Genomic DNA, 22,783 nt, shown 5'->3' on the forward strand with positions numbered 1-22,783 from the left:
GTTACCGGCGGGATTACTCGCCTTCACCGAATTTGTCGTTGATCAGCGCTTCGATGGCATCCATCGCTTTGTCTTCGTCCTCGCCATCACAGCTGATATCAAGCACCGTGCCCTGGCTGGCGGCCAGCATCATGACCGACATGATGCTTTTGCCATCGACGCTGCGCCCCTCCTTGCTCAACTGGATCTTGCAGCTGAAGTTGTTGGTGACCCCGATAAGCTTCGCCGTAGCGCGGGCGTGCAGTCCCAACTTGTTGATGATGGTTAACTGCTTCTCGATCATGCGTTAAGCGGGCCTCGGTAATTCGCGGTGGCTGACCAGCACATTATCCATAGTTGCTCCAAAATGACCAGCAAGGCGTTCAGCAAGGTAAACAGAGCGATGCTGGCCGCCGGTGCAGCCGATAGCGACGGTAAGGTAGCTGCGGTTGTTGTGTTCAAAATGGGGCAGCCATTTGCTCAGGTAGGCGGCGATATCAGTGAACATCTCTTCCACCTCCGGCTGCTGTCGCAGGTATTGATCCACCGGCTGGTCCAGACCAGTGTACTGGCGTAGCTCCGGCACCCAGTAGGGGTTGGGCAGGCAGCGGACGTCGTAGACAATGTCGCAATCCATCGGTACCCCGTGCTTGAAACCGAATGACTGGAACTGTAGCGACAGGTCCTGAGAGCTGCGCTGGGCAACCCGCAGCTTGATCATGTCGCGCAGTTCATACAGGGTCAACGCGGTGGTGTCGATGGTGAGATCCGCCAGATCGGCGATCGGTTCCAGTAGCTGTTTTTCCAGCTCGATCGCCTGCTTCAGGCTCTTGCCATCGTCGGTCAGCGGATGGCGCCGGCGCGTGGAGCTGAATCGTTTCAGCAGGGTCGGCGGCACTGCGTCGAGATAGAGAATGTCGCAGTCAAAGGGGGGGTGGTCCAGTTGGCGGTAGATCTCCGGGAACTGATGCAAACCGATGGAGATGTTGCGCGCATCGATACTGATAGCGACTCCCTGCTTGTCTTCAATCGGGGTGCGTTCCAGCTGCTCTGCCAGTGACGGCAGCAGCGTCACCGGCAAGTTGTCGATGCAATAAAAGCCAAGATCTTCCAACGCTTGCAATGCGGTGGATTTTCCCGACCCTGAACGACCGCTGATGATGACCAGGCGCATGGTGAGTCCGCTAAATGTGTTCCATTTCGTAGTCGACGGCGACCTTGTAAAGTGCGTCTTCGTCGCTGGCTGCGCGCATCCGTTGGCGCAGGCCTGCGTCGTTGAACATTTCGGCCAGCGCCGCCAGGATCTGCAGGTGTGCTTCTGTTGCCTCACTGGGAACCAGCAGTACGAACAACAGGTCGACGGGTTGGCCGTCGATGGCGTCAAAGTCGACCGGTTCGGGCAGTTTGACCAGCGCACCGGTGGCTTCTCTGCACTCCTCCAGGCGGCAGTGGGGAATGGCTACTCCCTCGCCGATGCCGGTGCTGCCAAGGCGTTCGCGATTGATCAGGCCGCCAAAAATTTCTTCTGCATCAAGGCCGTCAACCTGGTCGGCGATCAGCTCGCTGCAGTTCTCGAGAATGCGTTTTTTGCTGCTACCGGGAACGCTGTCGAAACAGCGTTCCCGTACCAGAGTCTGGTGAATCAGCATGCGGAAGGGTCCATTGCTGATGAGTGGAGGGCTTAGGCGATGCCTTGCTTGCGGCTCTGCATCTTTTCTTTGTGCTTGATGATCTGACGATCCAGCTTGTCAATCAGGCTGTCGATCGCCGGGTACATGTTTTCGTCGGAGGACTTGGCAAACAGTTCACCGCCGGAGATTTTGACGGTGGCTTCAGCTTCCTGGTTCTGGCCTTGTACGGTCAGGGTGACTTGCACGTTGGTGATGTGGTCGAAGTGACGCTCGAGTTTCTCGAACTTGCTGTTCACATAGTCGCGGATGGCGTCAGTGAGGTCCACATGATGGCCAGTGATATTAATTTGCATAAGAGTCTCCTAGGCTGCGACTTGCTGTTTGTTCAACGGCGGGTTTCCGGTACCCGGTTACCCATCATACCAGACGTTTCCGCTCATTGGAGGGCGGTATGTTCATCGCTTCGCGATACTTGGCAATGGTGCGCCTTGCGACCTGAATTCCCTGTTCTTCCAACAGGTTGGCGATCTTGCTGTCGCTCAGGGGCTTGGCGATGTTTTCGGCGGCAACCAGCTTCTTGATAATCGCCCGGATAGCAGTCGACGAGCATTCGCCGCCGCTGGCCGTGCTGACATGGCTGCTGAAAAAATATTTGAGTTCGAAAATGCCGCGCGGTGTATGCATGAACTTCTGTGTGGTCACGCGCGAAATGGTGGATTCGTGCATCTCAACCGCTTGGGCGATGTCATGCAGCACCAGCGGTTTCATCGCTTCCTCGCCATATTCGAGGAAGTCCTGTTGATACTCGACGATCTTGCTGGCCACCTTGAGCAGGGTTTCGTTGCGGCTCTGCAGGCTCTTCAGGAACCAACGGGCCTCTTGCAGATGGTTGCGCAGGTAGGTGTTGTCGCTACTGTTGTCGGCCCGCTTTACCAAACCGGCGTAATCGTTGTTGATCCGCAGACGGGGCATCGATTCCTGATTGAGACTGACCCGCCAGGCTCCGCGTTCCTTGCGCACCAGGACATCGGGAATCACGTATTCCGGCTCACTGAAGGCAACCGCGCTACCCGGGCGAGGGTTGAGACTATGGATAACCCGAATAACCGCCTGCAGTTGCTCTTCCTTCAGCTTGCTGCGTCGCATCAGTTGCTTGTAGTCGTGGCTGCCAAGCAGGTGCAGATACTGACCGACGACCAGGCGGGTTTCCTGCAGCCACTCGCTGTCAGCCGGCAGCTGATCGAGCTGGATCAGCAGGCACTCACGCAGGTCGCGGGCGGCGATGCCGGGAGGGTCGAACTGCTGGATACGGCGCAGGACCGCCTCCGCCTCATCCATCTCTACCAGCTCCTGCGCGTCGATAGCACGGCCCTCGTTGGCGGAGGTGATCACATCGTCAAGTGATACACGCAGATAACCGTCGTCGTCGATACCGTCGATCAGCGCCATCGCCAGCGCCCGATCCAGATCGCTCATGGGGGTCAGGTTGAGTTGCCAGGTAAGGTATTCGAGCAGTGATTCGCTGGAGCGGTCGGCCGACTCGAAATCACCCATATCGCCGTCAGACGGGGCGCTGCCGCTACTCGGCGGGCTGGCACTCTGGTAGGTGTCTTCCCAGTCGCTGTCGGTGGAGAGCTCGACCGGGATCTGTTCGTTCCACTCGTCGGGCAGGTCTGATTCGGTGTCTTTGTCGGCGGCGGATTCTGATGCGGGGGTATCGCTGTCGTTGTTGTCGGTTTCGGACGGGCTGTCCTCGGAGACCTCCAGCATGGGGTTGGCTTCAAGCGCTTCCTGAATTTCCTGCTGCAGATCGAGAGTGGATAGTTGTAACAGCCGGATCGCCTGCTGCAGTTGCGGCGTCATGGTCAGCTGTTGACTGATCTTGAGCTGGAGAGAGGGTTTCATCGGGTCAGGGTGCGCCTTCTAATCTGCCTGCCTGTTGGGATTGTTCGCTCGGATTTTAGCATGACTCGTATGGATTATAAGTGCTACAGGCGGAATTGTTCACCCAGATAAACCTCTTTCACCAATCGGTTTTCCAGCACGCTATCCGGTGTGCCCTCGGCCAGCAGATAACCGTCGTTGACGATGTAGGCGTGCTCGCAGATATCCAGTGTTTCACGGACGTTGTGGTCGGTGATCAGTACTCCGATGTTGCGGTCCTTCAGGTGGGTAATGATCTGCTTGATGTCGCCCACGGATATCGGATCGACGCCGGCAAAGGGTTCGTCCAGCAAAATGAACGCCGGTTCGGTGGCCAGTGCGCGGGCGATCTCCACCCGGCGCCGCTCCCCTCCGGACAGGCTCATGCCTAGGCTGTCGCGGATGTGCTGGATATGGAATTCGTCGAGCAGCGATTCCAGCTTGGCGCGCCGCTCGCTGGCCGACAGATCCTTGCGCGTTTCCAGAATCGCCATCAGGTTGTCATGCACGCTGAGCTTGCGGAAGATCGATGCTTCCTGCGGCAGGTAACCGATTCCTGCACGTGCACGCCCATGCATCGGCAGACCGGTAATGTCGGTGTCGTCGATCTGTACCTTGCCTTTGTCGGAAGGCACCAGCCCGACAATCATGTAGAAACAGGTGGTTTTGCCGGCACCGTTGGGGCCCAGCAGGCCAACCACCTGGCCGCGTTCGATCGACAGCGAGACATCTTTGACCACTTGTCGGCGTTTGTAGGATTTGGCCAGATTGAGGGCTTGCAGACGGCTCATTGGTTGTTGGCCCTGGGCTGAATCACCATTTCGACCCGTTGTGGTTTGTCGCCCGGACTTTCACTGCCAGTGGCGTTGACCAGATTGCGTTCGGTATCGATCTGGATTCGTTCGCCCACAAAAGTGTCGGCAGCGCGCTCCAGACGCGCCTCGCGGATCAGGGTGATCTGGTTGTTGACCACATCGTACTCGATTCGCAACCCGTAACCGTGGGTTAGCGGGGTGTCCAGCTCGGTCTGCTGCTGGTAATGGGCGGGCTGGCCGATGGCCGTCAACTGCTGAATGCCGTTGCCGTCGGTGCGGATGGTGAGAATATCCGCGTTGATTTCGAGCGTCCCCTGTACCAGCTTGACCTCGCCCTGATAGGTGGCGAGCCCCTTGCCATCGTCCAGCTCGGCGCTGTCGGCGGTGATCTTGATCGGTTGGTTACGGTCCTCAGGTAACGCCAGGGCTCCGCCAGCTGCCATCCAAAGCAGCGCCCCGAACACGCCTCTGAGCAGGCTAACGCGTTTCATAGTGTCCCCGTACGTCATTCAGCAGTTCGATTCGGTTCTGGTCCAGATAGGCGTTCATCCCGACCGCCAGGGTGGTGCTGTCGCCGCGATAGTAAGCCACAGGTTCCGGGGTCCAGGCAAAATTGTTGCCGGGGATCACCATCAAACGTTCGGTGTGCAGCTGCAGGGGAACTGTTGCCAGTTCTTCGACGCGAACGCTGCGACGCAGTTCCACCTGCGTCTGGTCGGCGTTGGACTCCGCCTCTTGTGCGCGGATCTGCAGCGGGGTTTTGCCCGGGCGAAAGATCTGCATGGTGGGCTTGATAAAGAAGTAATGGTCGCCAGCGGTGCGGTGTTCGATGTGGTTGGCCGTGAGGGTGCGGCTCAGGGCACCATCGGCGCCAAACTGGCGGATCTCGGCTCCTCCCAGATAGCTGTCTACCCGGTCAGCATCGGCGCTTGCGTCCTCAGGGACCAAATCGGTATTGCCGCTGAATCCCCAGTAGCCGGTCACGGTGCCGACCAGCACCAGAGAGGTCAGGCGGCGGGTGTAGCGGGGCAGATTCACTGCCCCTCCGCCAGATAAGGGGCCAGTTGGGCGTCCAGTGTTTCCTGGGCATACATGATCAGTTCGCACAGCTCCCGTACGGCGCCCAGACCGCCTTCGCGCTCGGAGCACCAGTCGGCGTGTTTGAGTACCGCATCGCAGGCGTTGGGTACGGTGGCTCCCAAATGGCATTGGCGGATGGCGGGCAGGTCGGGCCAGTCATCGCCCATATAAGCGGTGGTTTCAGCGCTGAAACCGGTGGTCTGCCACAGCTCGCGCAGGGCGATCAGTTTGTCTTCGCGGCCCGCGTACAGATGTTGGATGCCCAGATCGCGTACGCGTCGGGCCATGGCGGGGCTGTTGCGGCCGGTGATGACTGCGACCTCTACGCCGCTGGCCTGGAGCATTTTGATGCCGTGGCCGTCAAGGGTGTTAAACACCTTCAGGGCTTCGCCGTCGGCGCTATAGTAGAGGCGGCCGTCGGTCAGCACACCATCAACGTCGAGGGCGAGCAAGCGAATATCGCGGGCGAGGTCGGCAACGTGGGTCATGGGGACTCCTAGATCACGCCAGCGCGCAGCAGGTCGTGCATGTTGATGGCGCCCACCGGGCGATTGTCATCGTCGACCACGATCAGGCCGTTGATCTTGAACTCCTCCATCATGTGCAGCGCTTCGGCGGCGAGCATCTCTTCGCTGGCAGTGCGGGCGTTACGGGTCATGATCTGGCTGATGGAGGTGCTTTGCAGGTCCAGTTGTTGATCCAGCGTACGGCGCAGGTCACCGTCGGTGAAAATGCCGGCGAGGATGCCGTCGGGGTTGACCACGGCGGTCATGCCCATCCCCTTGGCAGTGATCTCAAGCAGGGTATCGCGCAGCGAGGCATCCAGAGTGACTTGTGGCAGGCGCTCACCGACATGCATCAGCTCTTTGACCTTCAGCAGCAAGCGGCGGCCGAGGGCTCCGCCTGGGTGGGAGAAGGCGAAGTCTTCGGCGCTAAAGCCGCGCGCTTCAAGTAATGCCACCGCCAGCGCATCGCCCATTACCAGCGCCGCGGTAGTGCTGGAGGTCGGTGCCAGTCCTAGCGGACAGGCCTCCTCTTTGACCGCGACATTGAGGTTGGCGTCGGCGGCTTGCGACAGGGTGGACGCCGGGTTGCCGGTCATGCTGATCAGCGGCGCAGCAAGGCGTTTGATCAGCGGCAGCAGGGTGATGACCTCTTCGGTTTTGCCGGAGTTGGAAAGCGCGATGACCACGTCGTTGGCGGTGATCATGCCCATGTCGCCATGGCTGGCTTCGCCCGGATGGACAAAGAATGCCGGCGTACCGGTGCTGGCCAAAGTTGCGGCGATCTTGCGGCCGATATGGCCGGACTTGCCCATACCAGTGACTACCACGCGGCCGGTGCAGGACAGAATCAGTTCGCAGGCACGGACAAAGTTGTGGTCCAGCAGTTGCTCCAGATCCTTGATTGCTTGGGTTTCCAACGCAATGGTGCGGGCGGCGGCGTGGAGCAGGTTGGCGGGCTCGGTCATCGGTCAGTCAGGGCTCGAAAATATAAGATCGGAGGGACTCAGGGCGTGGCCATATAGTATAGCAAGGCCAGATAGGCTGAATACCCTAGCAGCAGGGCGCCGCCTTCGGCGCGTCCGACGCGGCCCTTGGTCAGCAGGTAGGAGAACAGCAGCAGCGCCAGAGTGAACAGCAGCATGGTGGCAAAATCGCGCCACAGAACCACCGACTCCATTGTCATTGGGGCGATCAGGCCTGGCAGCGGCATTACCGCCAGCAGGTTAAAGATATTGGAGCCGACCACGTTGCCGATGGCGATGTCGTGGTGTTTTTTGAGGGCGCTCATGACGGATGCTGCCAGCTCCGGCAGGCTGGTGCCGATGGCAACGATAGTCAGGCCGATAACCAGGTCGCTGACGCCCATATGGGTGGCCACGGCAGAAGCCCCCCAGACCAGCAGGCGCGAACTGCCGGCCAGTAGAATCAAGCCCAGCACCACCCAAAACAGCGCCTTGCGCAGCGGAATGTCCGGCAGTTCTTCCTCTTCGTGGGCAACTTCGTCGGCATTGGCGTAACGCTGGAAGCGGGCGAACAGGTAAAGCGACAGAACCAGCCCGGCGATCAGCAGCAGGGCGTCCACCAGGCCCAGATAAAGATCCATCAGCACCAGTCCGGCGGCCAGGGTTACAGCCAGCAGCAGCGGCAGTTCTTTGCGCAGCAGTCCGGACTTGACCGGTAGCGGGGCGATCAGTGCGGTCACGCCCAGAACCAGGCCGATGTTGGCGATGTTGGATCCCAGCGCATTGCCGATGGCGAGGCCGCCGGCGCCGGTAGATGCGGCAATGGCGGAGACCAGCATTTCAGGCGCAGAGGTGCCAAGGGAAACCACGGTCAGGCCGATCAGCATCGGCGACATTCCCAGGTTGCGGGCGGTGCCGGCGGCGCCGACTACAAAGCGGTCGGCGCTCCAGATCAGTACCAGAAACCCGCCGATGATGGCGAGGATGGGGTAAAGCAGGGCTTCCATAGGAGTCTCGTCGGCCTTCAGGAGGCGGCTACTGTAATCACCGTATACCGGGGTTGCAAGGGGTGCCAGATCCGATTTTGTGCGTTGCGACACGGGCTACAGTTCGCAAATGACAAATGCTATAGTGCGCGCTGATCTAGCCAACTTATCGTTTTCGCAGGGAATCCTCACCATACATGGATCAATCCAGCGACGCCATCGTCCGCATCCGGGGCCTTACCTTCCGCCGCGGCGAGCGCTACATTTTTAATGATGTCTCTTTCGACATCCCGCGCGGCCAAATCACTGCCGTGATGGGGCCGAGTGGTACCGGTAAAACCACACTGTTGCGTTTGATTGGAGGTCAGATCCGTCCTGATGCGGGCACCATCGAGGTGGATGGCGCCAATATTCCTGATCTCAACCGGCGCGAGCTGTTCGACATCCGTGAGCGAATGGGGATGTTGTTTCAGTCGGGCGCGTTGTTTTCCGATCTCAGCGTGTTCGAAAACGTGGCTTTTCCGCTACGGGTTCATACCCGTTTGCCTGAAGATATGATTCGGGATCTGGTGCAGATCAAGCTGCAGTCGGTGGGGTTGCGCGGTGCGGTGAAATTGATGCCCAGCGAGTTGTCGGGCGGCATGGCACGCCGGGTCGCATTGGCGCGAGCGATCGCGCTTGATCCCGATATCATGATGTACGACGAGCCCTTTACTGGCCAGGATCCTATCGCAATGGGGGTGTTGGTTAAACTGATCAAGTCGCTGAACCGTGCGCTGGGGCACAGTAGCATCGTGGTTTCCCATGACATTCAGGAGACCCTGAGTATCGCGGACTATATCTACCTGATCGCCGATGCCGAAGTGGTGGCGCATGGTACTCCGCACGATCTGCTGGCTGAAGAGTCCCCCAAGGTGAAGCAGTTCATGCAGGGCCTGCCGGATGGCCCGGTTCCCTTTCATTACCCGGCCGATGATTACCTGTCGTCGCTGCTTGATCCGGAGGTGCGCCGATGATCGATCAGGTCCAGCGGCTGGGGCATGAAACTCTGTCGGTACTGGCGTCGTTGGGACGCTCAGGGATATTTTTGCTGCAATCCTTGTGGGCGTGGCCCAATCTGCGCACCGGATTCCCGTTGCTGATGAAGCAGCTGCACTCGGTGGGTGTGCTGTCGCTGGTGATTATTGTGGTTTCCGGTCTTTTTATCGGCATGGTGCTCAGTCTTCAGGGCTACACCATTCTGGTGGATTACGGCTCCGAGCAGGCAGTGGGGCAGATGGTCGCGCTCAGTTTGGTCCGGGAGTTGTCGCCGGTGGTCACGGCGCTGTTGTTTGCCGGCCGGGCGGGCTCCGCGCTCACTGCCGAGATCGGACTGATGAAAGCCACCGAGCAGCTCTCCAGCATGGAGATGATCGGTGTCGATCCGTTGCGTCGTATCGTTTCGCCGCGCTTCTGGGCCGGCTTCTATTCCCTGCCGCTGCTGTCGATGATTTTCAGCGTCGTCGGTGTCTGGGGGGGCGTTCTGGTCGGCGTCGAGTGGCTGGGCATCTACGAAGGGTCGTTCTGGGCCAACATGCAAGCTGCGGTGGATTTCCGTGAAGATGTGGTCAACGGCGTTATCAAAGCGATCGCCTTCGGCTTCGTGGTGACCTGGATTGCGGTGTTTCAGGGCTATGACTGCGTGCCAACGTCCGAAGGGATCAGCAAGGCTACCACCAAGACGGTGGTTTACGCCTCGCTGGCTATTCTCGGTCTCGACTTCCTGCTGACCGCGCTTATGTTTGGAGATTTTTGATCATGCGAATTCGTACTCTGGAGATCGGGGTCGGAGCCTTTATTCTGGCTGGCTGTTTGGCGCTGGCGTTCCTTATCATCAACGTGAGCGGTTTGCGCGCATCCGCCGGGGCCGACACCTTTACCGTCTACGCCCGGTTCGAGAACGTTGGCGGGCTGACGGTGCGCTCCAAAGTCTCCATGTCCGGCGTTGTGATCGGGCAGGTGACCGATATCCGTATCGACCCGGATTATCTGCAGGCGCTGGTGGAGATGAAGATCGACAAGCGGGTGGACTACCTCACCACTGACAGTTCGGCGGCCATTCTGACCGCAGGCCTGCTGGGCGAGAAGTATATTGGCATCACTCCGGGGGCGGATCTGGAAACCCTCAGCGACGGGGATACCATCAGCGATACCCAGTCCGCACTGGTGCTGGAAGAGTTGATAGGCAAGTTTCTGTTCAACAAAGTTAACGAGTAATCGATATGAGTCTGTTACGAGCGATGACCGAGTGGCGCTCCTGCTGCGCCGCCTGTTTGCTGATGCTGGCGCTGCCGGCGTCGGCATCCTGGGATGATGCGCGGGCGGTGGTGGAGCAAGCCACCGGTGAGATGATGACGCTGTTGGCGGATCCGGCACTGCGCGATGAGGCCAACTTTGAGGCGCTATTCGCCGGCGTCGATCAGATCCTCACACCGGTGGTCGATTTCGAGGTGGTGTCTCGTGGTGTCATGGGCAAATATTATCGTCGCGCCACGCCCGCCGAGCAGCAGCGCTTTGCCGAGGTGTTTAAGGGTACCTTGATCAAGACCTACGCCAAGGCGCTGGCGGCGTTCCAGTTTGAGCGCTACGAGGTGGTTCCCAACCGTGCGCCGAGCAAGAAGCCGCACCAGCAACTGGTGCGCGTGGACGTCATCGACAGTAATGGTACCCGCTATGAGTTGGCGTATTTCATGGTGCGTGACGACAGCGGCTGGCGTCTGACCAACGTGGTGCTGGACGGTATCAACCTGCGTCAGGTGTTCCGCAACCAGTTTGCCGATGCTCTCAATACGCGCGGTGAGATCGGCGCGGTGATAGATGCGTGGGCTGATCTGGTAGATCAGCCGGGTAAAGAAACGTGACCATGGGGTCCGGCTTGCAGCTGCGGACTATCGATGCCCATCAGGCGCGTCTGGAAGGTGAGATCGATTTTGCCACCGTGGTCGCCGTTCGTGAGCAGGGTGAACAGCTGCTCCGTGAGGGCTCTGGTGAGCTGAGCTTTGACTTTGCCGGGGTGGTCCAGACCAACACTGCGGCGCTGACACTGTTACTGTGCTGGAAGCGTGCGGCGAGCGCCTGCGGCCGTGAACTGCGCTTCACTAACTTGCCGTCGGAACTGCACTCCATGGCGGCTGTCAGCGAACTCGAGGAACTGCTGCGCTAACGGCCGCTTTTCGCCTTTTGCTGCGGTTTTCTATATTATTGGCCGCCTGACAGCACGGTCTAAGCGTTTATATTGGAGTGAATTGATGCAAGCGGTTGAAGTGAAACAACTGGTTGAGTCGCAGCTGAGCGATTGTGAAGTGATCACCTCGGGTGAGGGCTGCGATTTCCAGATTACCGTTGTCGGTCGCCTGTTCGAAGGGCTGACCCCGGTCAAGAAACAGCAGCTGGTTTACGGTTGTCTGACCGAACAGATCTCCAGTGGCGCGATTCATGCTGTGACCATCAAAGCATACACTCCCGAACAATGGCAGGCGCTCGGTCACTGACCGCGCCTCACGGAGCTGCCTGATGTGGCTCCGCTCTAACCGGAACTCTTCATGGATAAACTGATTATTTCTGGCGGTGGTCGGCTGGACGGCGAAGTCCGTATCTCCGGCGCCAAAAACTCCGCCTTGCCGATTCTTGCCAGCGCGCTGCTGGCGGATGCACCGGTGACTATCGGCAACCTGCCGCACCTGCACGACATCACCACCATGATCGAGCTGCTGGGCCGCATGGGGGTTGAAGTAATCCTCGATGAAAAGATGAACGTCGAGATCGACCCCACCACCGTGCATACGCTGGTTGCTCCCTACGAGTTGGTGAAAACCATGCGGGCGTCGATTCTGGTGCTGGGCCCGATGCTGGCTCACTTTGGCAAAGCGGAAGTGTCGTTGCCGGGTGGTTGCGCCATCGGTTCACGACCGGTGGATCTGCACATTCGTGGCTTGCAGGCCATGGGGGCTGATGTCACCGTGGAGGATGGTTACATCCGTGCCGAGGTCAACGGCCGCCTGAAAGGTGCTCACGTATTCTTTGACACCGTGACCGTGACCGGCACTGAAAATATCCTGATGGCGGCGACGTTGGCGGACGGCACCACGACCATCGAAAACGCCGCGCGCGAGCCGGAAGTGGTGGATCTGGCCGAGTGCCTGATCGCCATGGGCGCTGACATCGAGGGGCAGGGCACCGACACCATTCGCGTACGCGGTGTGGAGTCGCTGCACGGCTGCACCTTCTCGGTTCTGCCGGATCGGATCGAAACCGGTACCTATCTGGTGGCGGCAGCGGCCACCGGCGGGCGGGTCAAGTGCAAGCGCACCCGCCCTGATATCCTCGAAGCGGTGCTGCTGAAGCTGGAAGAGGCCGGCGCCAAGATCGAAACCGGTGACGACTGGATCAGTCTGGATATGGAAGGCCGGCGCCCCAAAGCGGTCAACATGACCACCGCGCCCTACCCAGCGTTTCCCACCGATATGCAGGCCCAGTTCGCGGCGATGAACGCGGTGGCCGAAGGGGTTGGGCGGATCAAGGAAACCGTGTTTGAGAATCGCTTCATGCACATCCAGGAGATGTTGCGGATGGGGGTCAAAGCGGCGATCGAAGGTAACACCGTGATCATCGAAGGGGTCGAGCGTCTGCGCGCAGCACCGGTGATGGCCACGGATCTGCGCGCCTCCGCCAGTTTGGTTATCGCGGCGCTGGTCGCTGATGGTGACACCGTGATCGAGCGGATTTACCACATCGACCGCGGCTACGAATGTATTGAAGAAAAACTGCAACTGCTGGGCGCCAAAATCCGGCGAGTGCCCTCCTGAGTTTGAAGGTCTAACAATCCTCATGAATCAACCGATCACCATCGCGCTGTCCAAGGGACGCATCCTCAAGGAAACGCTGCCGCTGCTCGCGGCGGCGGGTATCGAACCGGCTGAAGATATTAGCCAGAGCCGCAAGCTGATCTTCGATACCAACCATGCGCATATCAAATTGTTGGTGATTCGGGCGACCGATGTGCCCACCTACGTCGAGTACGGTGCAGCGGATCTCGGCGTGGCCGGCAAGGATGTGTTGCTGGAACACGGCGCCAAAGGGCTATATGAACCGCTGGATCTGGAGATCTCCCGCTGTCGTCTGATGACCGCCGGCAAGGTGGGTGAACAGGTAGCGGGTCGGCGAATGAAGGTGGCAACCAAGTTCGTCAATGTGGCCAAAGCCTACTACGCCGAGCAAGGTGTTCAGGTGGATATCATCAAGCTCTACGGGGCAATGGAGCTGGCGCCGTTGATGGGGCTGGCGGACGAGATCGTCGATATTGTCGATACCGGCAACACCTTGCGTGCCAACGGGATGGAACCGCGTGAACTGATCGCGCCGATCAGTACCCGGCTGGTGGCGGGACAGGCGGCGACCAAGATGAAGCACGCCCAGATCCAGCCCATCATTGAACGCCTGCGCCAGGCGGTGGAGGCTGCGCGTACAGAGGAGGTATCGGTATGAGTGCTGAGCTGAATCTTCGCCGCCTGAACGCCGCAGATGCCGGCTTTGAGCGTAAGCTGGATCAACTGCTGGCCTGGGAGTCGGTTTCTGATCCCCAGGTCAACGCCATCGTCGACGAAGTGCTGGCGCGCGTGCGCAGCGACGGCGACAGCGCGGTGGTGGAATTCACCAATCGCTTTGATCGTCTTTCGGTCGACAGCATGGCAGCACTGGAGTTGGGCCGGGAGCGGCTGCAGGCTGCCCTCGACGGTCTGCCCGCCGAGCAGCGTCAAGCGCTGGAAACCGCCGCCAAGCGGGTTCGTAGCTACCATGAGCGTCAAAAGCAAAGCTCCTGGCAGTACCAGGAAGCGGACGGCACCTTGCTGGGCCAGCAGGTCACGCCGATGGACCGGGTGGGGATCTATGTGCCTGGAGGCAAGGCCTCTTACCCCTCGTCGGTGCTGATGAACGCGCTGCCGGCTAAAGTGGCCGGGGTGAAAGAGATTGTCATGGTGGTGCCCACGCCGGGTGGCGAGGTCAACGAGCTGGTGATGGCGGCCGCCGCGCTAGCGGGTGTCGATCGGGTATTCACCATTGGCGGGGCTCAGGCGGTTGCTGCACTGGCCTACGGTACCGCAACAGTACCTGCGGTCGACAAGATCGTCGGCCCCGGTAATATCTTCGTCGCCACCGCCAAACGGGCGGTGTTCGGGGTAGTTGGGATCGACATGATCGCCGGACCGTCGGAGATTCTGGTGGTCTGCGATGGCCAGACCGACCCGGACTGGGTCGCCATGGACCTGTTCTCCCAGGCCGAGCATGACGAAAATGCCCAGTCGATTCTGGTGTGCCATGACAGCGCCTATCTGGATGCGGTTGAAGCCAGTATCGGCAAGCTGCTGCCCACCATGGAACGCGCCGAGATTATCGAGGCTTCATTGCGAGGTCGCGGTGCGCTGATCAAGGTCGATGACCTTGATCAGGCGGTGGCGATGATAAACCGCATCGCGCCGGAGCATCTGGAGCTTTCGGTTGCCGACCCGCAAGCGCTGTTGCCGCAGATCCGTCATGCCGGTGCGATCTTTATGGGGCGTTACACCGCCGAAGCGCTGGGCGACTATTGTGCCGGGCCCAATCATGTTCTGCCGACCTCCGGCACGGCGCGCTTTTCATCGCCGCTGGGGGTGTATGACTTTCAGAAGCGCTCGTCGCTGATCCAGTTTTCCGCCCAGGGCGCTTCCGAGATGGGCAAGGTGGCGTCGGTGCTGGCACGGGGCGAAAGCCTGACGGCTCATGCCCGTTCAGCTGAATACCGTATTCTGCCCGAGGACAACGAATAAGATGTCGACCCGCCCGCTCAGTCAGCGCGTTGAGGCGCTGGTTCGCCCTGAAATTCGCGCTTTGTCAGCCTACCACGTTCCACCGGCAGCCGGGTTGCTCAAGCTCGACGCGATGGAAAACCCCTACCAGTGGCCTGACCCGCTCAAGCGCCAGTGGCTGGATACCCTCAACGAGGTCAGCATCAACCGCTATCCAGAACCGGGTGCGGAGGCGGTCAAGGCCGGATTGCGTCAGGTGATGGGTGTGGCCGACGACTATGAGGTGTTGCTCGGCAACGGCTCTGACGAAATTATTCAGCTGCTGGCTCTGGCGGTGACCGCGCCCGGACGTTCGATTTTGGCTCCGGAGCCCAGCTTTGTGATGTACCGCATGATCGGCACGTTTGTCGGCATGGAGTATATCGGTGTCCCCTTGGGCGATAACTTCGAACTCGATCTGGAGGCGATGCTGGCAGCGGTGAAAACCCACCAGCCGGCGCTGATCTTTCTGGCTCAGCCCAATAACCCCACCGGCAACCTGTTCGAGGAAGCCAAGGTGCGCGCTATTATCGAAGCGGCCGATGGCCTGGTGGTGCTGGACGAAGCCTACACCGCGTTTACCGATACTGACTCGCTGCCGCTGCTGGATGAATACGACAATCTGGTGGTGATGCGCACGCTCTCCAAGGTGGGACTGGCCGGTCTGCGGCTCGGTCTCTTGATCGGCAAGCCTGAATGGCTGGGTGAACTGGATAAGCTGCGCCTGCCTTACAACATCAATGTGCTGACCCAGGCCAGCGCGGTGTTTGCGTTGCAGCACTTCGATGTGCTCAAGGCGCAGACCCGTCAGCTGCGTCAGGATCGCGAGCTGATGGTGGAGATGCTCCGCCAGATACCGGCTCTTGCCGTGTGGCCGAGCGAAGCCAACTTTGTGCTGGTACGCACGCCGGCCGGGCGCGCACGTGATATTTTCGAAGCCCTGAAGTTGCGCGGCATTTTGATCAAGGTGCTGGACGGCTCTCATCCGGCCCTGGCGGATTGTCTGCGGTTGACGGTCGGCAGTAGCGCGGAAAATGCCCGTTTGCTGGAAGAACTGGCGGCTATCCTCGACAGCTAACGCTTAATTGTTGCCCTCCGCGTCGGACCCCGTGGCTGTCTCAGCCTTGGGGTCTTTGCCGTGGGCGATCGCCGATCAGTACGTCGATGGACCGGGTTTCACCGTTGCGCAAAATGGTCATCGCCATGGTCTCGCCGGGCATGGTGCGGGCGATCTGGTTCATGGCCGTGCGCGAGTTTTCCACCGGTATATCGTCGATTTCGAGCAGAATGTCGCCCGGCTGCAGGCCCGCCTGATGCGCCGGGCTGTTACGGAAGATGCCGGCGATGATCAGACCGCGTTTCTCTTTCAGCCCGAAGGACTCGGCCAGTACCGGCGTCATCTCCTGTGCTTCAATGCCCAGCCAACCACGGACGACGCGACCGTTGGCAAGGATATTGTCGGTGATGTTGCGGGCCAGATCCGAGGGGATGGCAAAGCCAATTCCTTGCGAGCCGCCGGAGCGGGAGAAGATGGCGGTGTTGAGTCCAATCATGTTGCCGTGAGCGTCGATCAGCGCGCCACCGGAGTTGCCGGGGTTGATCGCAGCATCGGTCTGGATAAAGTTTTCGTAAGTATTGATGCCGAGTCGGTTACGCCCGGTGGCACTGACGATTCCCTGGGTGACCGTCTGCCCTACGCCAAAAGGGTTGCCGATGGCCAGCACCACATCGCCGATCTGCAGCTGTTCCGAGGTGCCGAGGGTGATGACCGGCAGGTCAGGCAGATTGATCCGCAGTACCGCGATATCGGTTTCGGGATCGGTGCCGATCACTTCGGCGGCGGTTTCACGTCCGTCGCGCAGCGCCACTAGGATGATATCGGCATCGGCGATGACATGATTGTTGGTCAGCAGGTAGCCCTGGGGGCTGATAATGACGCCGGAGCCCAGGCTAGCCTGGCTGTGTTCGTTGGGGGCCGGCTGGTCGCCGAAGAACTCGCGGAAATAGGGGTCCTGCAGCAGCGGGTTGGCGCTGTCTTCATCGACCTCGCGGCGAGTATAGATGTTAACCACCGCGGGCGCGGCGCGGCGCACCGCGTCCGCGTATGAAACCGGCCCGCCGTTGCTCTGTCCGGCTGGCGGCGCAACGTACACCTCCACGGTTTTCAGGCGCGGGTTGATTCCCTCGGGAAACAGCGAGAGCATAACCAGCGCGACGATAACGCCTGCCGCGACCGGCCATAGCAGCATGGAGGTGTATTTACGCATGACCCTACCGGTGGACCGAGCAAAGGGGTCATTATACGGATGCGGTTCGCAGGTGCGAAAAATTTTTCTGACGGAGTTTGACCATGAGTGTGCCCCTGAAACAGCTACTCAACCAGATCGACGAATGGCTGCAGCCCGCCACCATTTCCGATTACTGCCCCAACGGGTTGCAGGTGGAAGGTCGGTCCGAGGTGCGGCGTTTGGTAACCGGTGTCACCGCCTGTCAGGCGTTGATCGACGCCGCAGTTGAAGCCGGTGCTGACGCGGTACTGGTCCACCACGGCTATTTCTGGAAGGGGGAGAACCCCTGCGTGACCGGGCTCAAAAAGCGCCGCTTGCAGAGCCTGTTGGCCGCCGATATCAGTTTGCTGGCCTATCATCTGCCGCTGGACCTGCATGCGGATTACGGCAATAACGTGCAGCTGGCCAAGCGCCTCGGTCTGAGTGTCGAGGGGCCGCTGGATCCCGTGGCGCGCCAAAGTGTGGGGCTTTGGGGGCAGCTGGCGCAGCCGGAAACTGCCGCCGCGTTTGCGGCCCGCGTGGCTCGCACTCTGGCGCGCGAACCGCAGCTGATCGGTGACCCTGATCGTGAGATTCGTCGTATCGGCTGGTGTACCGGCGCAGCGCAGGGCTATATCGAGCAAGCGGTAGCCCTGGGGCTGGATGCCTACGTCAGTGGGGAGATTTCAGAGCCGACGGTACACAGTGCGCGGGAGCACGATATTGCCTATTTCGCCGTGGGTCATCACGCCTCAGAGCGCTACGGGGTGCAGGCACTGGGCGACGCGCTGGCAGAGCGGTTTGGTATCGAGCACCGCTATATCGAGATCGACAATCCAGTGTGAGGTCTGGCCCTGCCGGTGGTGGCAGGCGGAACCAAAAAGCGCGCTTAAGAGCGCGCTTTTTGGTCGTCGTCCGTGGCCGCATCATCAGGAACGTGGTCGGCTACCTTGGTGGGATCAAACGGCTCCTCTTCCGATTCCTGACCGGTTTTGCGCTTGAGGCCGTACTGCTCCGACAGGGTGCCTTCGTCGTCGGGGGCTTTGGGGGCATAATCCTTGGGCGCTTCGACCGCCGTGTCGGTCTGCTCTTCAGCGTTGTCGGTTGCAGGGCTGGTCAGCACCGGGCGCTGTTCCTGGGCCATCAGGCTGGCCACCAGGGTTTCATCGTCACACAGCTTTTGCGCGCTCTTGGACAGGTGCTGGTGAACGTCCCGGTAGCTGTCGGTAAGCCTGTTGACCAGGTCAGCGGTCTGGGCGAAGTGAACGCTGACCTCCTGTTTGTACTCTTCCATCTCTCGCCGGGCGTCGTTCAGTTCCTCGATCAACGCCTCGCGGCTTTGCCCCCCTGAGCTGCTACGGGCGATCAGCAGGCCGATCACGGCACCGATCAGCAGGGCGATGACTCCGACGATCCACAGGGTGCTCAGCTCATCCACGTTATTGTTCCTCTCTATGGTGGGGCGTTTGCTGCAAGATACTCGAAAACCTCTGCGCTGACAAAGGCTCTCGTTGCCCGGGCAGGGCATGGTTGCTAGTATCGCGCCAGATAAATCAGAGGGATGCGGGTGAAACAACTGATTCTGGGCGGGGCACGCTCTGGTAAAAGTCGCCTGGCCGAACAACTGGCGATCGATAGCGGTTTAGAGGTGGTCTACATCGCCACCGCTACGGCAAATGATACCGAGATGGCCGAGCGTATCAGCCGCCATCAAACTCAACGCCCGACCCACTGGCGTCTGGTCGAAGAGCCATTGGCGCTGGCGGCCACATTGGAACGCGAGGCTTCTGCGCAGCGCTGTCTGCTGGTGGATTGTCTGACCCTCTGGTTGAGCAATTTGCTCTGCCTGCAGCAACCCGAGCGCATGGAGCAGGAACTCGACGCCCTGGACGCTGTGCTGCCGCGACTGGCCGGCCAGCAGATTCTGGTGGGTAACGAGGTCGGTCTCGGCATCGTACCGCTGGGTGAGCTGAGTCGGCAGTTTCAGGATCATAACGGCTGGCTGCATCAGCGCCTGGGTGCCGCCTGTGACCGGGTTATACTGACGGTGGCCGGACTACCCCATGTGCTTAAACCATCCACCGTTGTGTTGTAACGAGAGAAGAAGCCATTGACCACATCCTGGTATCTGGGCGCGACCGCGCCGCGTAGCATCGAGATCGAACAGCAGGCGCTGACGCGTCAGGATCAGTTGACCAAGCCGCAAGGGTCGCTCGGTCACCTGGAGCGTTTGGCGGTGCGCCTATCGTCACTGCAGGGCTCGTTGACGCCGCAGCTGGAGCGCGTATCACTAGCTGTTTTTGCGGCGGATCACGGTGTGACTGCCGAAGGGGTGTCCGCCTTTCCGCAGGTGGTGACCCAGGAGATGATTCGCAACTTCTCCCGCGGTGGCGCGGCGATTTCGGTGCTGGCGCGGCGCATTAACGCGCAGTTTGAAATCGTTAACGTCGGCACCGTGGATGAGATGGAGGCACTGGATGCGGTGCTTGACTGCCGGGTGATGGCCGGCACCGCCAACTTTTGTCAGCAGTCGGCCATGAGCAGTGCGCAGGTTGAAGATGCGCTGCTGGTGGGGTGTGAAACCGTGGATCGCGCGGTTGCAAGCGGGGCGCAACTCTTCGTTGCCGGCGAGATGGGAATCGGTAATACCACCCCGGCAACGGCACTGGCGTGCGTATTTCTGGATCTGCAGCCGGTGCAGATGGCGGGTCCTGGTGTCGGGTTGGATGCGTCCGGTGTCAGCCGTAAAGCCGAGGTGATCGCGCGGGCGCTGGCACTGCATCAGCCCACGGCCAGCGATCCGGTGGCGACTTTGGCGGCTGTCGGAGGGCTGGAGATCGCCGCCATCACGGGGGCCTTTGTTCGCTGTGCCCAGCGTGGTCTGCCGATGCTGGTGGATGGTTTTATCACCACCGCGGCGGCACTGACCGCAGTGCGGATCAACCCGACGGTACGCGAATGGATGTTGTTCGGACATCAGTCGGCCGAACCCGGACACCGCATTCTGCTCGAGGCGCTGGAGGCGGAGCCGGTGCTGAAACTGGATATGCGTCTGGGCGAAGGCAGCGGCGCGGCGCTGGCCGTGCCGATTCTGCAGGCGGCTTGTGCCTTGCAGAACCAGATGGCCACCTTTGCCGAAGCCACGGTATCGGAGGCGGGCTGACCATGGAACGCTGCACCCGCCTCGACCTGCTCCGTCACGGTGCCTGCCGCGATGGCGCCATCTATCGCGGGCGCACAGATTCAGAATTGTCTGAAGATGGCTGGCAGCAGCTGCTTTACGCCACCGCCGACGGAGGCTGGGATCGTATTTTCTGTTCTCCCCTGAAGCGCTGCCGGGTGTTTGCCGAAGCGCTGGCGGTGCGCTTGCAGCGACCGCTGGCGATTCGGGAAGGGCTCGCTGAGCTGGATTTCGGTTTTTGGGATGGGCAGCCACTGGCCGAGGTCTGGTCACGCCAGAGCGAAGCGGTGATGGCGTTCTGGCGTGACCCGGTGACTTATCCGCCCCCGGGGGGCGAGAACATGGCCGACCTGCAGCAGCGCGCGCTGGCGGTTGTCGAAACCCTGTATCGTGATCACCCGGGTGAGCGCCTGCTGCTGATCACCCACAGTGGTGTTATTCGGGTGCTGTTGGCGCACTGGCTGGAGATGCCACTGGCCAACAGCCAGCGTCTGGCGATCGATTATGCCGGTTGCAGTCGGGTGGAGTGTTACAGCGAAGGCGACCAACTGACCGGAATAGAGGTCCGCTTCGTCAATCGGATAACGGAGTCCATGGGTGGCTGACTCCGTCCTTCCCTCGGCTCGCTGGCACTCGCTGCTGTTGGCGTTTCAATTTCTTACCCGTATACCCATGCCGGACACCGGTGTGCTGGATAATCGGACCCTGGGACGTTCGCTGCTGTGGTATCCGCTGGTGGGGGCGACTATTGGCGCCCTGTTGTGGCTGGCGCAGGCGTTGCTGGCCGGGGTGTTGCCGCAGTGGCCGTGGGTGCAGGGAGCGCTGCTGTTGCTGCTGTGGGTGGTGCTGACCGGAGGTCTGCACCTCGATGGTTTGGCCGACAGCGCCGATGCCTGGGCTGGCGGCCTGGGAGATCGGGAACGAACGCTGGCGCTGATGAAAGACCCCACCTGCGGGCCGTCAGCGGTGGTCTGGCTGGTGTTGGTACTGCTGCTGAAAGCGGCGTTGTTGAGCGCTGTGGTGGCTAGTGCGGCAGGGTGGCTGGTGTTGGTGCCGATGCTGGCGCGCAGTGCGATTCCGCTTTTGTTTATGACAACCCCCTATGTTCGCCCGGGCGGGCTGGGCGAGGTGTTGGCCGCAGAACTGCCCCGCCGCGAACTACGCCATCTGCTGCTGCTGGTGGTGGTGCTGACGCTGCTGCTGGGCAGCCCTGCCTGGCTGGCCCTGTTAGCGGGCGCGGGTGCTTTTCTCGGGCTTCGAGCCCTGATGTGCCGGCGTATCGGCGGTACCACCGGCGACACCGCCGGGGCCATGGTAGAGCTGCTGGAAGTGACCCTGCTCGCCGGGCTACTGATCGGTCTTCACTAACCCTCACCTCCAGTCGGGTCGGGCTGCTGCCAAAAGTCGTCAGGCGGCACGAAGGTGCCGGGTATGTAACGGTTTCCCCAGCGCGCCATCGCTTCCAGTATCGGGCGGGTGTCGCGCCCCTTGGCGGTCAGGTGGTATTCGTACCGGGGGGGCTGCTGTTGATACGCCACCTTGTCAATCAACCCTTCACGCTGCAGCCGTTTCAGCCGCTCGGCCAGCAGATTGGTGGGAATCTTCTCAGGCGAGCGGGTGAAGTCACCATAGCGGCGCTTGCCCAGAAACAGGTCACGCAAAATCACCAGTGACCAGCGATCGCCGATCAGGTCGAGCACGTTGGCGATCGGGCAGGGTGAGCGTTTGAAGTCACAGTTCTCCGGCAAGTTCAGCGCTCCATGGATCGATTAAATAGATGCCTTTGAATCGGGGTCGCGACCGTGCTGCGATGGCACCGAGTGCGACTGGTCTGTTCGAAAGGCTGAAAGCAGAGTTTAGCAGCTTGCATAATTAAAGTGTCATGCTACCTTTGTTGTTACTTTAAAAAATAAAGTAACTGGCGGGCGGGAGATACCTCCCCGCTGCATCCACCAATCCCGAGGGTTTTGCGATGTTGCGAATCTATGCTTTTCCTACCCCGAATAACACCAAGGTGATGATCACCGCCGAAGAGGCGGGCTTGCGTTATCAGTTGAGCCGAGTGGATCTCGCCAAGGGTGAGCAGCGGTCACCGGAGCATCTGCGCCGCCACCCGCTGGGTAAAACGCCGGCGATTGAACATGATGAGTTGACGCTGTTCGAGAGTAACGCCATCTGCCGTTATCTGGCGGGTCTGGGTGGCAGCGAGCTCTACCCTGAGGCTCTGGCGGCGCGGGCGCAGGTTGACCAGTGGGCAGAGTTTCTGAGCCACCACGCCGGGCGCTGGGTATTGCAGTTCTACTGGGAGGAGGTGATCAAGCGCCACTTTTTCCGGCAGCCGCCGGATGAAGCGGTGCTGGCCGAAGCGCAGACGATGCTGGAGCAGCAGTTACCGGTGCTGGAGCGGCAGCTTGAGGGGCAGACGTTCCTTGCCAACAACCGCTTCAGCATTGCCGACATCATCGGTTACAGCCAGTTCGAAATATGCCCGCAGACCCGTATCGATCTGGCGGGCTACCCTCGCATCCGGCAGTGGGTGGACGCGATCAAGGCGCGGCCCGCGGTGCAGCGCGCTCAGGCAGCGCTGGGCTAA

30 protein-coding genes are annotated in these 22,783 nt (G+C 60.5%); 16 read left to right on the forward strand and 14 right to left on the reverse strand.

All coding sequences use genetic code 11. The features are described from left to right. Positions 1 to 13: 13 nt before the first annotated feature. The 11 genes from JJQ76_RS09385 to JJQ76_RS09435 form a co-directional block, all read right to left on the reverse strand. Complete coding sequence (locus JJQ76_RS09385) at positions 14 to 283, reverse strand: HPr family phosphocarrier protein (protein ID WP_210396553.1); 270 nt, start codon at positions 281 to 283, stop codon at positions 14 to 16. Positions 284 to 286: 3 nt separating this feature from the next. Next, positions 287 to 1,153 (reverse strand): RNase adapter RapZ, encoded by an 867-nt coding sequence (gene rapZ, locus JJQ76_RS09390; RefSeq protein ID WP_210396554.1) that lies wholly within the window; start codon positions 1,151 to 1,153, stop codon positions 287 to 289. A gap of 10 nt (positions 1,154 to 1,163) precedes the next feature. After that, positions 1,164 to 1,628, reverse strand: a complete 465-nt coding sequence (ptsN, locus tag JJQ76_RS09395) for a PTS IIA-like nitrogen regulatory protein PtsN (RefSeq protein ID WP_210396555.1) — start codon at positions 1,626 to 1,628, stop codon at positions 1,164 to 1,166. A 32-nt stretch (positions 1,629 to 1,660) separates the two neighbouring features. Beyond that, complete coding sequence (gene hpf / locus JJQ76_RS09400) at positions 1,661 to 1,963, reverse strand: ribosome hibernation-promoting factor, HPF/YfiA family (RefSeq protein ID WP_210396556.1); 303 nt, start codon at positions 1,961 to 1,963, stop codon at positions 1,661 to 1,663. 64 nt (positions 1,964 to 2,027) lie between these two features. Further along, positions 2,028 to 3,515, reverse strand: coding sequence for an RNA polymerase factor sigma-54 (locus tag JJQ76_RS09405; RefSeq protein WP_210396557.1), 1,488 nt, complete (start codon positions 3,513 to 3,515; stop codon positions 2,028 to 2,030). 83 nt (positions 3,516 to 3,598) lie between these two features. Then, positions 3,599 to 4,324, reverse strand: coding sequence for an LPS export ABC transporter ATP-binding protein (lptB, locus tag JJQ76_RS09410; protein ID WP_210396558.1), 726 nt, complete (start codon positions 4,322 to 4,324; stop codon positions 3,599 to 3,601). Next, positions 4,321 to 4,839: a lipopolysaccharide transport periplasmic protein LptA gene (gene lptA / locus JJQ76_RS09415; protein ID WP_210396559.1), complete on the reverse strand. Its 519-nt coding sequence runs from the start codon at positions 4,837 to 4,839 to the stop codon at positions 4,321 to 4,323. The genes lptB and lptA overlap by 4 nt, the downstream gene beginning before the upstream one ends. Then, positions 4,826 to 5,386: an LPS export ABC transporter periplasmic protein LptC gene (gene lptC, locus JJQ76_RS09420; protein WP_210396560.1), complete on the reverse strand. Its 561-nt coding sequence runs from the start codon at positions 5,384 to 5,386 to the stop codon at positions 4,826 to 4,828. Before lptC ends, lptA begins: the two co-directional genes overlap by 14 nt. Further along, entirely contained in the window at positions 5,383 to 5,916 is a 534-nt protein-coding gene (locus tag JJQ76_RS09425; RefSeq protein WP_210396561.1) for a KdsC family phosphatase, read from the reverse strand. Before JJQ76_RS09425 ends, lptC begins: the two co-directional genes overlap by 4 nt. Before the next feature lie 8 nt (positions 5,917 to 5,924). Then, entirely contained in the window at positions 5,925 to 6,899 is a 975-nt protein-coding gene (locus JJQ76_RS09430) for a KpsF/GutQ family sugar-phosphate isomerase (protein ID WP_210396562.1), read from the reverse strand. Between the two features lie 38 nt (positions 6,900 to 6,937). Further along, complete coding sequence (locus JJQ76_RS09435; RefSeq protein ID WP_343232512.1) at positions 6,938 to 7,903, reverse strand: calcium/sodium antiporter; 966 nt, start codon at positions 7,901 to 7,903, stop codon at positions 6,938 to 6,940. A 176-nt stretch (positions 7,904 to 8,079) separates the two neighbouring features. On the opposite strand from JJQ76_RS09435, the gene JJQ76_RS09440 reads away from it, so the two are divergent. The 10 genes from JJQ76_RS09440 to hisC all read left to right on the forward strand — a co-directional run bounded on the left by JJQ76_RS09440 (position 8,080) and on the right by hisC (position 15,820). Continuing rightward, entirely contained in the window at positions 8,080 to 8,898 is an 819-nt protein-coding gene (locus tag JJQ76_RS09440) for an ATP-binding cassette domain-containing protein (protein ID WP_210396563.1), read from the forward strand. Then, positions 8,895 to 9,677 (forward strand): lipid asymmetry maintenance ABC transporter permease subunit MlaE, encoded by a 783-nt coding sequence (gene mlaE / locus JJQ76_RS09445; protein WP_210396564.1) that lies wholly within the window; start codon positions 8,895 to 8,897, stop codon positions 9,675 to 9,677. The genes JJQ76_RS09440 and mlaE overlap by 4 nt, the downstream gene beginning before the upstream one ends. A gap of 2 nt (positions 9,678 to 9,679) precedes the next feature. Continuing rightward, positions 9,680 to 10,138, forward strand: coding sequence for an outer membrane lipid asymmetry maintenance protein MlaD (mlaD, locus tag JJQ76_RS09450; protein WP_210396565.1), 459 nt, complete (start codon positions 9,680 to 9,682; stop codon positions 10,136 to 10,138). Between the two features lie 5 nt (positions 10,139 to 10,143). After that, positions 10,144 to 10,782: an MlaC/ttg2D family ABC transporter substrate-binding protein gene (locus JJQ76_RS09455; protein WP_210396566.1), complete on the forward strand. Its 639-nt coding sequence runs from the start codon at positions 10,144 to 10,146 to the stop codon at positions 10,780 to 10,782. Between the two features lie 2 nt (positions 10,783 to 10,784). Continuing rightward, positions 10,785 to 11,084, forward strand: coding sequence for an STAS domain-containing protein (locus JJQ76_RS09460; RefSeq protein ID WP_246480553.1), 300 nt, complete (start codon positions 10,785 to 10,787; stop codon positions 11,082 to 11,084). A gap of 85 nt (positions 11,085 to 11,169) precedes the next feature. Beyond that, positions 11,170 to 11,412 (forward strand): BolA family protein, encoded by a 243-nt coding sequence (locus JJQ76_RS09465; protein WP_210396568.1) that lies wholly within the window; start codon positions 11,170 to 11,172, stop codon positions 11,410 to 11,412. Between the two features lie 51 nt (positions 11,413 to 11,463). Further along, positions 11,464 to 12,726 carry a UDP-N-acetylglucosamine 1-carboxyvinyltransferase gene (gene murA / locus JJQ76_RS09470; protein ID WP_210396569.1) on the forward strand — a complete coding sequence of 421 codons (1,263 nt, stop codon included), beginning with the start codon at positions 11,464 to 11,466 and terminating at the stop codon, positions 12,724 to 12,726. Between the two features lie 22 nt (positions 12,727 to 12,748). Further along, complete coding sequence (gene hisG, locus JJQ76_RS09475; RefSeq protein ID WP_210396570.1) at positions 12,749 to 13,405, forward strand: ATP phosphoribosyltransferase; 657 nt, start codon at positions 12,749 to 12,751, stop codon at positions 13,403 to 13,405. Further along, the gene (hisD, locus tag JJQ76_RS09480) at positions 13,402 to 14,724 is read left to right on the forward strand and encodes a histidinol dehydrogenase (RefSeq protein ID WP_210396571.1); all 1,323 of its coding nucleotides are present in this window, start codon (positions 13,402 to 13,404) and stop codon (positions 14,722 to 14,724) included. The genes hisG and hisD overlap by 4 nt, the downstream gene beginning before the upstream one ends. Position 14,725: 1 nt before the next feature. After that, positions 14,726 to 15,820, forward strand: coding sequence for a histidinol-phosphate transaminase (gene hisC, locus JJQ76_RS09485; RefSeq protein ID WP_210396572.1), 1,095 nt, complete (start codon positions 14,726 to 14,728; stop codon positions 15,818 to 15,820). Between the two features lie 40 nt (positions 15,821 to 15,860). Here hisC and JJQ76_RS09490 read toward each other — a convergent pair whose 3' ends face one another. Then, on the reverse strand, positions 15,861 to 17,009 hold the full coding sequence (locus JJQ76_RS09490; protein ID WP_210396573.1) for a Do family serine endopeptidase: 1,149 nt from the start codon (positions 17,007 to 17,009) through the stop codon (positions 15,861 to 15,863). An 83-nt stretch (positions 17,010 to 17,092) separates the two neighbouring features. On the opposite strand from JJQ76_RS09490, the gene JJQ76_RS09495 reads away from it, so the two are divergent. After that, entirely contained in the window at positions 17,093 to 17,854 is a 762-nt protein-coding gene (locus JJQ76_RS09495) for a Nif3-like dinuclear metal center hexameric protein (RefSeq protein ID WP_210396574.1), read from the forward strand. A 44-nt stretch (positions 17,855 to 17,898) separates the two neighbouring features. On the opposite strand, the gene JJQ76_RS09500 is transcribed toward JJQ76_RS09495, so the two are convergent. Continuing rightward, positions 17,899 to 18,447, reverse strand: a complete 549-nt coding sequence (locus JJQ76_RS09500; protein WP_210396575.1) for a Z-ring associated ZapG family protein — start codon at positions 18,445 to 18,447, stop codon at positions 17,899 to 17,901. Between the two features lie 123 nt (positions 18,448 to 18,570). Here JJQ76_RS09500 and cobU point away from each other — a divergent pair, with 123 nt between their 5' ends. Genes cobU through JJQ76_RS09520 form a run of 4 tightly spaced genes read left to right on the forward strand, consistent with a single transcriptional unit; the run spans position 18,571 to position 21,558 of the window. Then, a complete protein-coding gene (gene cobU / locus JJQ76_RS09505) occupies positions 18,571 to 19,104 on the forward strand; it encodes a bifunctional adenosylcobinamide kinase/adenosylcobinamide-phosphate guanylyltransferase (RefSeq protein ID WP_210396576.1) in 534 nt (177 codons plus the stop codon). Positions 19,105 to 19,119: 15 nt separating this feature from the next. Continuing rightward, a complete protein-coding gene (gene cobT / locus JJQ76_RS09510; RefSeq protein ID WP_210396577.1) occupies positions 19,120 to 20,172 on the forward strand; it encodes a nicotinate-nucleotide--dimethylbenzimidazole phosphoribosyltransferase in 1,053 nt (350 codons plus the stop codon). Between the two features lie 2 nt (positions 20,173 to 20,174). Next, entirely contained in the window at positions 20,175 to 20,795 is a 621-nt protein-coding gene (locus JJQ76_RS09515; protein WP_210396578.1) for a histidine phosphatase family protein, read from the forward strand. Then, a complete protein-coding gene (locus tag JJQ76_RS09520) occupies positions 20,788 to 21,558 on the forward strand; it encodes an adenosylcobinamide-GDP ribazoletransferase (protein WP_343232514.1) in 771 nt (256 codons plus the stop codon). The genes JJQ76_RS09515 and JJQ76_RS09520 overlap by 8 nt, the downstream gene beginning before the upstream one ends. Here JJQ76_RS09520 and JJQ76_RS09525 read toward each other — a convergent pair. Then, complete coding sequence (locus JJQ76_RS09525; RefSeq protein WP_210396579.1) at positions 21,555 to 21,938, reverse strand: winged helix-turn-helix transcriptional regulator; 384 nt, start codon at positions 21,936 to 21,938, stop codon at positions 21,555 to 21,557. The genes JJQ76_RS09520 and JJQ76_RS09525 overlap by 4 nt on opposite strands. Positions 21,939 to 22,162: 224 nt before the next feature. Between JJQ76_RS09525 and JJQ76_RS09530 the strand changes: the two genes are divergently transcribed. Further along, positions 22,163 to 22,783 (forward strand): glutathione S-transferase family protein, encoded by a 621-nt coding sequence (locus tag JJQ76_RS09530; protein ID WP_210396580.1) that lies wholly within the window; start codon positions 22,163 to 22,165, stop codon positions 22,781 to 22,783.

The organism is Motiliproteus sediminis (genome assembly GCF_017912535.1).
GTDB classification, from domain to species: Bacteria; Pseudomonadota; Gammaproteobacteria; order Pseudomonadales; family Balneatricaceae; genus Motiliproteus; species Motiliproteus sediminis.